Here is a 12,776-nt window from a genome sequence, read left to right on the forward strand (position 1 = left end):
GCTCTCCGTGGCGCACGCCCGCGTCCGTCCGCCGCGGCACCTCGCCGTTCCCCGCCTGCGCGCCGTCTGCCCGCCGCGGCGCGCCTCCCGCGCCTCCCCCTCCGCCCGCCCGTGTCCCGCCCGCCGCGCCCCCTCCGCGCTGCGCGAGGCGCCCGTCCCCGCGGAGCGCGGCCGGCGCCGCGCCGGGCGGCCGCCGTCTCCGCGGTGGCCCGGCGGGTGCCGTTTGAGTAGGCTCGGCGCGGGCGGCGCCGCCCGAGCCAAGGTGAAAAGAGCTGTGACAACGCAGAGCCCCAGAGCGAGCGACGCTGACAGCAGCGTCGCCGCGTCCAACTTCATCCGCAACATCATCGCCGAAGACCTCGCCGCCGGCAGGCACACGCGGGTCGTGACCCGGTTCCCGCCCGAGCCGAACGGCTACCTGCACATCGGACATGCGAAGTCGATCCTGCTCAATTTCGGGCTGGCAGCGGACTTCGGGGGCGCATGTCACATGCGCTTCGACGACACGAACCCGGCCGCCGAAGACATGGAGTACGTGGAGTCGATCCTCCGGGACGTACGCTGGCTCGGCGGCGACTGGGGCGACGACCTCTTCTTCGCGTCGGACTACTTCGAGCGGCTGTACGCCTTCGCGGTGGAGCTCATCCAGAAGGGGAGAGCCTATGTGTGCAGCCTGAGCGAGGCGGAGACCCGCGAGCTCCGCGGCACCGTCACCGAGCCCGGGCGGGATAGCCCCTACAGGAACAGGTCCGCCGCGGAGAGCCTGGATCTCTTCGCCAGGATGAGAGCAGGGGAGTTCCCGGAGGGCGCGCACGTGCTCAGGGCCAAGATCGACATGGCCGCTCCCAACATGAAGATGCGCGATCCGCCGATCTACCGCATCAAGCGCGCGCGCCACTACCGGACGGGCGACGCCTGGTGCGTCTACCCGCTCTACGACTTCGCTCACAGCCTCTCGGACGCGATCGAGGGGATTACCCACTCGATCTGCACGCTGGAGTTCGAGAACAACCGGGAGCTGTACGACTGGTTCATCGAGCACCTCGACGTCCCGTCCCGCCCCCGCCAGTACGAGTTCGCCCGGCTCAACCTGAGCTACACGGTGATGAGCAAGCGGAAGCTGCTCGCGCTGGTGAAGGGCGGGCTCGTGACGGGCTGGGACGACCCGCGCATGCCCACCCTCGCCGGCCTCCGGCGCCGCGGGGTGACGCCCGAGGCCATCCGCTCGTTCTGCGAGGAGATCGGCGTCGCCAAGACGAACAGCATGGTGGACGTCGCGAAGTTCGAGTCGTGCGTCCGCGACGATCTGAACCTCCGCGCCCCGCGCGTCATGGCGGTGCTGCGCCCCCTGCGCGTCGTGCTGGAGAACTACCCCGAGGGGCAAGTCGAGGAGATCGACGCGCCCTACTGGCCCGACGACGTGCCGAGGCAAGGCTCCCGGAAGGTCCCCCTCTCCCGGGTGCTCTACATCGAGCGCGACGACTTTCTCGAGGACCCCCCGAAGAAGTGGTTCCGGCTCGCGCCCGGGCAGCAGGTGCGGCTCCGCTACGCCGGGTTCATCACCTGTCGTGAGGTGGTGAGAGACGATGCCACAGGGGAGGTGATCGAGCTCCGCTGCACGTACGATCGCCCCACGAAGAGCGGTGAGGCGCCCGACGGACGCAAGCCGAAGGGCACGCTGCACTGGGTCTCTGCCGCCCACGCGCTCACCGCCGAGGTCCGGCTCTACGACCGGCTCTTCTCGGCCGAGCGGCCCGACGCGGTGGAAGAGGGCAAGGATTTCCTGGAGAACTTGAATCCTGGTTCGCTGGTTGTCCTGAGCGGGTGTCAGGTGGAACCGAGCTTGTCCACCGTGGAGAAGGGCAGCCATGTCCAGTTCGAGCGCCAGGGGTTCTTCTTCGTGGATCCCGTCGATTCCGCGCCCGGGGCGCCCGTCTTCAACCGCACGGTGGCGCTCAAGGACTCATGGTCCAGGCTGGCGGCGGAGAAGCCCGCTCGGGCCGCCGAGCCCGCGCCCGCGAGCCCGGCCGCGAGCGCGCCGCCGCCGAAGCCGAGGGCCGAGCGCGCGCCCTTCGAGGAGCGGCTCGCGCGGCTCGACCCGGCGCGGGCCGAGAAGGCCAGACACCTCATCGACACACGTGGGATACCGGGCGACGACGCCGTCGTCCTGGCCGACGACGACGGCCTCCTCCGGCTGTTCGAGGAGACGGTGGCCGTGCACGACAACCCCCGGGGCGCCGCCAACTGGGTCATCCACTCGCTCGCCCGCGAGCTGAAGGACAGGAAGACAGGCGACCTGCCCGTCTCGGGGGCGCAGCTGGGCGAGCTCCTGGCGCTGATCGATGACGGGACGATTTCCGGAAAGATCGCGAAAGATGTCCTAGCTGAGATAATGCAGCAGGGCGGTAGCCCGAAGGCGATCGTCGCGCAGAGAGGGCTCCGGCAGGTCGCCGACGAAGGCGCCCTGGAGCGCATCGTCGACCAGATCCTCGCCGGCCATCCAGGCGAGGTTTCCCGCTTCCGCGCGGGGAATTCGAAGCTGATCGGGTTCTTCGTCGGTCAGGTCATGAAGGCCTCCGGCGGCAAGGCGAACCCGGACCTGGTCAATTCGCTGCTGGCCAGGAAGCTGGCGTAAATCTCCCACCCACACGCTGTTTCGCTTCCCCCCCGACGCGGGGTGCGCGCGAGTGCTGCGCTCTGCGTTGCCCCACGCCCGGCACCTGACTACGTGATGCGTGTAGTGGCAGTGTGGAGAAACATGTCCAGCAAAATGTCCATAAAATAATTGAACTTGAGAGCTGGAGTGGTGTAGATCTGATTAGGACTATGGAATCTGCACGCCTGTTCGCTCTCATCGCTTGCGTGGCTGTGTCGTCCTCGCAGGCTGCTTGTGTCGCGTCTAGCGAGCTCGATGGGGATGATGAGGCGGTGGCGGAGGTCCAGCAGGATGTCATCGTCCACAACGCGCTGGTCCGTAACGCGCTGGTCCGTAACGCGCTGGTCCGTAACGCGCTGATCCGTAACGCGTTGATCCGCAACGATCTGACCTCCAGCGCCCTCATGGGCAACTCGCTCACGCGCGATGCGCTGCGTGATGCCGAGTCGAGGCAGCTCTTCAGCTTCATCGTGAGCTGCGCTCTCCCCGAGGACGAGAGCGTCGATGTCAAAGTCGACGGCGTGCCCTACCACTTCCCCGGCGAGCTCGGCCTCGCGCCCGAGTGGGGCAAGAAGCACGGGTCGTGCGGCGAGAGCTGCCAGGAGTGGGTCTCGGCGTGCCTGCTCGCCCGCGTGAACTACAAGGGCGAGCACGTCATGATCTCGCTCCGCGGAAAGAACGAGGCGCTCTCGTCGACGAAGAAGGAGCGGGCGGGGTACGACGTCCCGGAGGCGACCTACTACGGCAACGTCTTCCTCGAGCAGCAGCGCCGCTTCGCGTGCCTCGCGCCCGGCAAGTCGTCGATCCCGCGCGTCTGCGGGCCCTCGCTCAAGGACTGCGTTGTCGATGTCGTCGGGGGCGATTGTGAGGAGGTGTGTGACAAAATGCGCCCCGACGGCAGCTTCACGAACTGCCGGGATCGCGAGCCTTTCGAGCTGCAGTGCGGCGCCCCCGTCTTTCCGCGCGGCACCGACAGCTACAAGGCTTCGGTGAGCGTCTTCCTCGAGTAGCATCGAGCCGCGTGGATTCCGGCGCCGTCCTCGCGAGCCGCTTCGTCGTCGGGCAGCAGGTTGCAGCCGGGGGGATGGGGACGGTCTTTCGCGCGCACGACCGCCTCGACGCCCGCCCGGTCGCCCTCAAGGTCCTGCACAGCCGCGAAGCCTTCGACGTCGAGCGGTTCGAGCGCGAGTCGCAGATCCTCGCAGAGCTGAGCCACCCGGGGATCGTGCGGTACGTGGCGCACGGGCGCACCGCCGCGGGGGACCATTACCTCGCGATGGAGTGGCTGGAGGGCGAGGACCTGGCGGCGTGCCTCGCGCGTCGCCAGCTCGCGCTCGCCGAGAGCCTCGCGGTGCTGCGAAGGACGGCGGACGCGCTCGCCTTCGCGCACTCCCGGGGGATCATCCACCGCGACGTCAAGCCGAGCAACATCTTCCTCATCGCCGGCGACGTCGGCCAGCTCAAGCTCGTCGACTTCGGGATCGCGCGCCCGGACGGGGAGTCGCGGCGGCTCACCTACACGGGCGGGATCCTCGGGACGCCGGGGTACATCGCGCCCGAGCAGATCGAGAGCGGGAGCGCCCTCGACGCGCGGGCGGACGTGTTCTCGCTCGCGTGCGTCTTCTACGAGTGCATCGCGGGCCGCCCGGCCTTCGAGGGGGCGCACGTCATGGCGGCGCTCGCCAAGCTCCTGTTCCAGCAGACGCCGCGGCTGCGCGACGTCCGCGCGGATGTCCCGGAGCCGCTGGAGCGCCTCATCGACCGGATGATGGCGAAGAACCCCGAGGACCGGCCGCGCGACGGCGGCGACGTCGGGGTCGAGCTCGCGCAGATCGCGGAGGCGCTGGACGCCTGGGCGACGCCGCGGCCGCCCGCCACGCTGGCCTCGCAGCGCGACGAGACCATGCGCTCGGCGCGGCCCGAGGGCTTCCTCACGCGCAGCGAGCAGCGGCTCGTGTCGCTCGTGCTCGCCGGCGAGCCGGACGACGTGGAGATGAGCGTGGCGGCGGCCGGCGGCGTGCCCAGCGCCTCGGACGTATCGAGCGTGCTGCAGGAGCTCTCGAGCGAGGGCCCGGGCTCCTCGGTGCCTCGGTCGGAGGTGCGCGCCGCGGTGGAGCCTTACGGCGCCCACATCACGGAGATCTCGCGAGGATCGCTCATCGCGATCCTCGCCGGCGCCGGGAGCGCCGTGGACCGGGCAGAGCGGGCGGCGCGGTGCGCGCTGGCGCTGCGCGCGAGGTTCCCGGGCATCCCGCTCGCGGTCGCGACGGGGCGCGGGGTGTCGTCGGCGAAGCTCATCGAGGGCGACGTCATCGACCGGGGGGTGCGCGCGCTGCGGGCCGCGCAGGCCGGGGGCGTCCGGCTCGACGACGTGACCGCCAGCGTCGTCGGCGGCCGGCTGAAGGTGGAGACGGACGAGCACGGGCCGTTCCTTGCGACCGAGACGGCGGCCGACGAGAGCACCCCCGTCCTCCTCGGCAAGCCGAGCCTCTGGGTCGGCCGCATCCGCGAGCTGTCCATGCTGGAGGGCGTGTTCTCCGGGTGCGTGAGCGAGTCGCTGGCGAGCGCGGTGCTCGTGATCGGCCCGGCGGGGGCGGGGAAGTCGCGGCTCCGCCTGGAGTTCCTCACCCGGGTGCGGCGCCAGTTCGGGACGGTGGAGATCCTCTCCGGGCGGGCCGAGTCGATGGCCGCGGGATCGCCGTACGGCCTCATCGCGGACGCGATCCGCAGGGCGGCAGGGATCCGCGAGGGCGAGTCGGTGGAGTCCAAGCGGCGCAAGCTGAAGCGCCGGCTAGGGCGCCACCTGAGCGGCGAGGCGCTGAACCGGATCTCGGCCTTCCTGGGCGAGCTCTCGCGGACGCCGTTCCCCGACGGCGAGACGAGCGGGCTGCGCGCGGCGCGCGACAACGCGATGCTGATGGCCGACGCGACGCGCGCGGCGTGGGAGGACTGGCTCGCCGCCGAGTGCGCGGCGCAGCCGGTGCTGCTCGTGCTCGAGGACCTGCACTTCGGCGATCCGGCGACCGTGCGCCTCATCGATCAGACGCTCCGGAACCTCAGGGACCTGCCGCTCATGCTGCTCGCGCTGGCCCGGCCCGAGGTGAGCAAGCAGTTCCCCGGGCTGTGGAGCGACCGCGAGGTGCAGACGATCAAGCTCGGGCCGCTGCCCGCCAAGGCGAGCGAGCGGATGGTGCGCAGCGCGCTCGGCGAGGACACGCCGGCCGAGACCGTGGCCCGGGTGGTGGACCGGGCCGACGGCAACCCGTTCTACCTGGAGGAGCTCATCCGCGCGGTCGCGGACGGCAAGGGGGACGTGCTGCCCGACTCGGTGCTGGGCACGGTCGAGGCGCGGCTCGACGCCGAGGGGCACGAGGCGAAGCGCGTGCTGCGGGCCGCGAGCATCTTCGGCGACCGCTTCTCGAAGCTCGCGGTGGCGGCGCTGCTCGGCGGCGCGACGCGCGTGAAGGAGACCGAGACGTGGCTCGACGCGCTCGCCGCGCGGGAGCTCATCGCCCCGGTCTCGACGCCGGGGTGGCTCATCCCGACGGACTACGTGTTCCGCCACGCGATCGTGCGCGAGGCCGCGTACGCGATGCTCACGGAGCAGGACCGCGGCCTCGGCCACAAGCTGGCCGGCGAGTGGCTCGAGCGCAGCGGGCACACCGACGCGATGGCGCTCGCGGAGCATTTCCGGCTGGGCGGCGAGCCGGGGCGCGCGGTGCGGTGGTACCGGAGGGCCGCGGAGCAGGCGCTCGAGGCGAACGATCTGACGAGCGCGCTGGCGCGCGCCGAGATGGGCATCCAGTGCGGGGCCACCGACGAGGAGCTCGGGCGGCTGCGGCTCGTGGAGGCCGAGATCGGCCTGTGGCAAGGAGAGGCGACGCTCGCCGCGCAGCGCGGCACCGAGGCGGCGAGCCTCGTCCGGACCGGCAGCTCGCCGTGGTTCCGCGCCATCGGGCAGGTGATCATCGCCGAGGGGAAGCTCGGCCACTTCGATCGCGTCGAGGCCTGGGCGACGCGGGCGGCCGAGGCGGCGGGCGCGTTCAGCCCGCGGATCATGTGCCTGTGCGAGGCCGCGACGTACCTCATCTTCGGCGGCCGCTACGCGGCGGCCGACGCGCTGATCCAGATGCTCGACGCGGTCGCGAGCGAGCCCGCCGGGCTCGAGCCGCAGGCGCTCGGGGTCTACCAAGAGGCGCGCGCGATCCGGGCGCAGACGAAGGGCGACATCGGCGCCGCGCTGAACGGGCTCACGGCGGCGCTCGCGGCGTTCGAGCAGGCCGGAGACCGCCGGAACGCCTGCGCGGTGCGCGAGAACCTGGGCTTTTTGTACGGCGAGCTCGGCGACTTCGAGGTGGCCGAGTCGGCGCTCCGGACGGCGCTCGCCGCGGCGCAGCGCATGGGCCTCGACGACCTGGAGACGGCCGCGCTGCAGAACCTCGGCTACGTCATCGCGCACCTGGGACAGCTCGAGGAGGCGAAGCTCCTCGAGCAGCGCGTCGCCGCGGTGTTCCAGCAGAACGGCGACCGGCGCATGGAAGGCGTGACGCTGACGTACCTGGCGAAGATCCTGCTCCTGTCGGGCGATCCCGTGGCCGCCGAGCGCGAGGCGCGCGCCGCGATCGAGGTGCTGACGGTGACGCCGCCGCTCCGCGCCGCCGCCGTGGCGGTGCTCTCGCGCGCGCTGCTCGCGCAGGGCCGCCCGGGAGAGGCGCTGCCGGCCGCGCGCGAGGCGTTCGCGCAGCTCGAGGAGGCGGGCTCGCTCGAGGAGGGCGAGTCGCTGGTGCGGCTCGCCTACGCCGAGGCGCTCGCCGCCGCGGGGGCCGCGCGCGAGGCCGCGGAGGCGCTCGCCGTCGCGCGCGAGAACCTGCTCGAGCGCGCGGCGAAGATCAGCGACGCGACCTGGCGAGAGCGCTTCTTGACGTGCGTGCCCGACAACGCGAGGACCCTCTCGCTCGCCGCCGCCGGGTGACGCGCTCGCGGGGCGCCGCCCGCGACCGCGCTCTGCCGGGCGGGCGCGCCGCGGGGCGCGCGCGGCCCGGCGCCCGTGGCCGCGTCGGGTCGCGGACGCGCGCCTACGCGAGCTGCGTCGACTGATCCACGGCGGCCTCTGCCGCTTCGCGCTCGGCGAGGGCGGCGGCGTGGCGGCGCAGCCGGTCGCCCATCACGTTCGGGATGCGCTCCGCGGCCAGGAGCGCGGCCGAGAGCGCGCTGCGCGCGGCGGCGAGCCGGCCGCGGCGAAGCGCGGTCACCGCGCGGATCTCGAGGACCTCGATGTGCTCCTGGCCCACGGAGCTGCGCGCCGAGCGGTCGACGAGGGCGTCCCACGCGGCGTCGTCCGCGGCGCCCCCGTCCTGCGTCGCCAGATCGATCATGGCGCAGAGCACCTCCTCCGAGGGGACCATGAGCGCGTCGGCGCAGTCCTCCTCGCGGGCTCGCTCCTGCATCTCGCGCATCTGCTCGAACAGCGCGCGCGCCTCGGCGTGCTCGCCGCAGTAGAAGAGGTACCGGGCCTTGAGGAGCAGGGCGACCGGCCGGCACGTCCCGCAGAGCCGGTGCCGCTCGATATCGAGCGCGCGATCGATGTGCGCCCTCGCCGCCGCGAGGTCGTCCATGAGGTAGAGGTACTCGCCGAGGTTGTACTCGCCGATCCGCTCCAGCGCGCTCTGGCCGAGGTCGCGCGCGAGCGCGAGCACCCGCTCGAGGTCGGTGATCATCCGGGCCTTGTCGCCGCGGCACGCCCAGAGGAGCGCGCGGTTGTTCGTCACGGAGCAGAGGTGGAGCGTGTCGTGGTGCGCCTCGCAGAGCGCGATCGCACGGCCGAGCGCCTCCTCGGCGTCGTCGAGCCGGTCGAGCCCCTGGAGGACGAAGCCGAGCATGAGCAGCGAGATGACGAGCGTCTCGTAGCCCTCGTCGCCGAGCGTGGCGGCCGCGGCCGCCGCTCGCTCGAGCGCGGCGGCCGCCTCTTCCTCCCGGCTGAAGCGGTGGAGCGTGCGTCCGGCGCCGAGCGCGAGGCGCGCGACGAGCGCCGGCGACAGCGTGATCTCGTCGGCGAGCACGCCCGCCTCCTCGACGCGCTCCTCGGAGCTCTTGAACTCGTCCATCCAGTCGAGCGCCGTGGCCTCGTCGAGCAGGATGTCGATCTGCGCCGGGACGTCGCCCCGCGCCCGCGCGATGGCCCGCGCGCTGGCGAAGTCGGCGAGCGCGTCGTGGTAGCGGCCCAGGCGGTAGCGCATGAGGCCGCGGCCCCGGTGCGCGGCCGCGCGGTCGGGCCGCACCCCGCCAGGCGCGCGGCGGCTGGGCGGGCCTCCGCCCGGGCCCGTCGGCTCGATCGGCTGCTCCAGGGCGCGGCTGTAGAGCGTCTCCGCGTCGAGGTAGGCGTGCCGCGCGCGCGCGCGCTCCGCCAGCGTGAGGTAGGCGATCTCGGCGATCTCGCCGAGGCCCGCCTGGGCAGCGTGGTACGCGAGCGGGATGAGGCGCTCGTTCTTGAGGTGCGGCGCGTCGCGCTCTCCGGTCTCGTCGCTCGCGGCGTCTCGGTGCAGCTTGAAGGCCGCGAGGTGGACGCGCCGGCGCAGCGGCTCGGGCGCGCCGCGGGCCACCGCCTCACGGACCAGCGCGTGCCGGAAGCCGATGCGGCCCCGCCGGTCCTGCACGAGGAGGCCCGCGGCGATCAGGCGCTTCACGCCGACCGCGGCGTCGAGCGGGAGGTCGTCGGCCTCGCCGTGCTCGTCGAGCCGGTGGAGCACGCCGGCCACCTCGGTGAGCGCGATGTCCGGGCCGAGCAGCGCGATCAGCCGCGCGTGCGCCTGCAGCGCGGGCGGGAGCGCGTCGATCTCGCCGAGGGCCAGCCAGTCGAGGAGCGGCATGTCCGGGAGCCGATCGAGCTCGTCGGTGGCGAGGTACCACGCGTCGCCCCGCGGGTGCCGCCGCACGATGCCGCCGCGCTTGAGGCCGCGCACGAGCTCGATGAGCAGGAGCGGGACGCCCTGCGCGCGCTCGACGAGGTGCGCGACCGCGGGCTCGGGCACGTCCTCCGCGGGCAGGAGCAGCCGACGGCAGAGGGCGATCGCGCTCTCGCGATCGAGCGCCTCGAGGCGGTAGGTCTCGCGGCGCGCGGCGCGCTGGCCGAAGGAGGGGCGCGCGCTCTCGAAGCTCGGCCGCCCGAACGCGCAGATGAAGAGCGGCGCCTGCGCCTCGGCGAGCGCCGCGTACTCGAGCGCGGCGAGCGCCGCGTCGTCGGCCACGTGCGCGTCGTCGAGCACCACGAAGAGCGGCGTCCGGCGCGATCGCCGGCGGAGGGCCTCGCCGGCGGCGACGGCGAGCGCGGCGCGGAGCGCGCCGGGCGCCGCGGAGAGCGCGCGGAGCTCCGGGAAGTGCTCTTCCGCGCGCGGGTCGTCGCTGATCCAGCCGAGCGCGAGCGCCACGGCGGCCCCGAGCCGCGCCTGCTGCGCGCCGGCGAAGCGGCGCCGGAGGAGCGCGCTGCCGCGGTCCGCCGGTGGCGACGACGGCAGCGCGAGCGCGCGCTGGAGGATCTCCCGGACCACGCGATCGGCCCCGTTCGCGACCGGCTCGCCGGTCCGCAGCTCGATCACCTCGGCGCGCCCCTCGATCGCGCGCAGCCGCTGCGCGAGCGCGCCGGCGAGGCGGCTCTTGCCGTGGCCGGCCACGCCGATGACGCTGGCGATGGTGGGCGTCGCGGTCGCCACGGCGTCGCGCGCGCCCGCGATCAGCGCATCGAGGACGTCGTTCCGGCCGAAGAGCGGCTGGGAGCTCGAGTCGAGCGCGGTGTCCGCGTCGGGCAGGGCGGCGGCCGGCCCGGGGCGGACGGAGGCCGGTCCCGGCGGCGGCAGGCCGTCGCCCTGGGCCTGGGAGGCATCGTCGCCGAGCGCCGCCGCGGCGGCCGACGACAGGGTGAGGCCTGCAGGGCCGCCCGGCGCGAACCGGTCCTCCCGTTTGAAGAGCGGGCTCAGAAACCGCCGCGTGCCATCGGGCCGCTGCTGGACGGACACGGTCGCGAGGTCGAGCAGCCCGCGGGAGAGGACGCCCTGCTGCTCGAGCTCGCGGCCGGCGTACACCGCGCGGCGCAGCGGGCTCGCGCCGTCGGCATGGTCGAAGACGGCGACGAAGCGGCCGCCCGCGGCGTGGGCGAGCTCGCTGCCCAGGGCGCTGAGCCTCCGCTGGAGGGCCACGACGTCGAGCTCGGCCTCGAAGAAGAGGAGCGCGACGGCGCGCCGCTCGACGCTGCGGACGCTCGGCGGCGGCGGTTCCGTGGTGGGGCGCCGGAGGCGGCTCGGGCGGCGCTCCTGGCCGCGCTCGTAGCTCTCCAGGGCGGCGCCGAGCGCCGCGGCGCTCGCGAAGCGCTGGCCCCTGTCCTTGGCGAGGCACCGGAGCACGATCTCCTCGAGCGAGCGCGAGATCGGCGCGAACAAGGAGGGGCGCGGGGGGCGGCGGCTCAGGTGGTCCTGCCGCACCAGGGCGGGAGGTCCCCAGAACGGCGGCTTGCCGGTGAGCAGCTCGAACAGCACGGCGCCGAACGCGTACACGTCCGCGCGCGCGTCGATGTCGCCGCGGCCGTCGCACTGCTCGGGGGCCATGTACTCCGCGGTGCCGGGCGCGTCGGTGTCGGCGGTGAGGCGGGGCAGGTGGGGTGACGGCTCGCGGTGCCCCGCGGCGAGGCCGAGATCGATGATGGTGGCGCGGTGCCCGCCGTCGTCGGCGGCGCCCGCGGCGAGCGGCGCGCAGGCAACGAAGATGTTCTCCGGCTTGACGTCGCGGTGCACGTAGCCGCGCGCGTGGATCGCCTCGAGGGCCCGGAGCGCGGCGCGCGCGAGGGCGCACGCCTCGCGCGCCGGTACCGGGTCGGCGACGCCGTGCGCGACGAGGCGGTCGGCGAGCGTGGGGCCGTCGAGGTACTCCATAACGAAGTACGGCGCGCCCGAGGCGAGCTGGCCGCACCCGTAGACGGCGGGCACGTGAGGTGGCCCGATGTCGTAGAGGGCCCGCATCTCCTTGACGAGGCGCGCGCTCGCGTCGGGCCGGTCGGCCCGCGCGATCTTGATCGCTACCGTCGGACCGCCGTCCTCGGGCTCGGCCGCGAACACGGCCCCGAACCCGCCCGCGCCGGCGAGCCGGAGGCCGCGGTAGCCTTCGATGGTGGGCAGAGCGGCCTCGCGGAGCCAGCTGCCGCTGAAGTCGTCCGTGCCGACGGGCGCGTCGGGCTCCGGGCTGGCCTGCCGCACCACGGGGCCGTGCTCTGGACACCCGGGATCCGCGTGGGCGACACGCCTGCCGCACTCCTTGCACCGCGCGGTGGACGCTCCGGCGCGAGCCGCGTTTCCGCCTCGACGAGCCTCGGGCAACATGGGGGCCTCATGGCAGGAACGTCGTAATCACCGCGGGCCACGACTCGCCCCGATCGTCGACGCAGCTCGGGCGATAGCCGCCGATCGCGCTGAGCGCGCCACACGCGAGATCGCATGAGCCGACGATGTGAATGTTCGGGCATTCCCGGACGCCGCCTTCGGGCTCGGGGAGCCCCGCGGCGCAGTCCCTGCTGAGTGCGCGAGAGCTCTCCACATTGGACTCCTTGTAGCAGGCATAGAGGCGGGGCGGGGTCGCGAACAGATTGCCCCAGAACGCGCCTTCCTCCATGGGATACGACTCGACCTCGCTCGCGTCCGGGTACCTGAGGGCGAGGTGCGCCGCGCGCGACGAGATCATCACGGAGACGCCTGTCCGGTTGGCGCGCGACGCCACGCAGGCCGAGATCCACTGCTCCCGGGACTCGCTGAGCGGTGCGATGAGCCAGCTCGCGGCGAGCCCGAGGTTCCCCGGGTAGACCTCCTCGTGCAGCTCGCCGAGCTCGTCGTGCCACGAGAATCGGAGCGATTGAGACGGGTTCAGCGCGCAGCCGACGATGTATCGAAGGAGCTGTCTGGACATCGCGCCGAGCTCCCCGGGGGCGGCGATGACGGCGCGGACCGCCGCCGAGAGGTTTCTCCCGGCAAGTCTGTTCGGGGCGAGAGCGTCCGGGTCGAGAGCGTTCGGGTTGAGAGCGTTCGGGTTGAGCGCGTTGTGATTCAGGAGCGCACTTGAGACCTCGTCGACCGACCCCCACTCC

5 protein-coding genes are annotated in these 12,776 nt (G+C 73.2%); 3 read left to right on the top strand and 2 right to left on the bottom strand.

Annotated elements, in window-relative coordinates; translation table 11 throughout:
- Window positions 1-274: 274 nt before the first annotated feature.
- From WME90_RS45945 to WME90_RS45955, 3 genes are all read left to right on the top strand, one after another.
- Window positions 275-2,635, top strand: coding sequence for a glutamine--tRNA ligase/YqeY domain fusion protein (locus WME90_RS45945; protein ID WP_437278443.1), 2,361 nt, complete (start codon window positions 275-277; stop codon window positions 2,633-2,635).
- 293 nt (window positions 2,636-2,928) lie between these two features.
- Entirely contained in the window at window positions 2,929-3,666 is a 738-nt protein-coding gene (locus tag WME90_RS45950; protein ID WP_437278444.1) for a hypothetical protein, read from the top strand.
- Between the two features lie 11 nt (window positions 3,667-3,677).
- Complete coding sequence (locus WME90_RS45955; RefSeq protein ID WP_437278445.1) at window positions 3,678-7,628, top strand: serine/threonine-protein kinase; 3,951 nt, start codon at window positions 3,678-3,680, stop codon at window positions 7,626-7,628.
- Between the two features lie 103 nt (window positions 7,629-7,731).
- Here the strand turns inward: WME90_RS45955 and WME90_RS45960 are convergent, their stop codons facing one another.
- On the bottom strand, window positions 7,732-11,898 hold the full coding sequence (locus WME90_RS45960; RefSeq protein WP_437278446.1) for a serine/threonine-protein kinase: 4,167 nt from the start codon (window positions 11,896-11,898) through the stop codon (window positions 7,732-7,734).
- 127 nt (window positions 11,899-12,025) lie between these two features.
- Window positions 12,026-12,598 (bottom strand): hypothetical protein, encoded by a 573-nt coding sequence (locus tag WME90_RS45965; RefSeq protein WP_437278447.1) that lies wholly within the window; start codon window positions 12,596-12,598, stop codon window positions 12,026-12,028.
- Between the last annotated feature and the right edge of the window lie 178 nt (window positions 12,599-12,776).

Origin of the sequence: Sorangium sp. So ce375 (assembly GCF_051473855.1) — a bacterium.
In the GTDB taxonomy this organism is placed as follows: Bacteria; Myxococcota_A; Polyangia; order Polyangiales; family Polyangiaceae; genus Sorangium.

What these genes read in the sequence shown, in the direction of transcription:
- WME90_RS45965 (WP_437278447.1), bottom strand. Translation starts at nt 12,598, where the DNA reads ATGTCCAGACAGCTCCTTCGATACATCGTCGGCTGCGCGCTGAACCCG.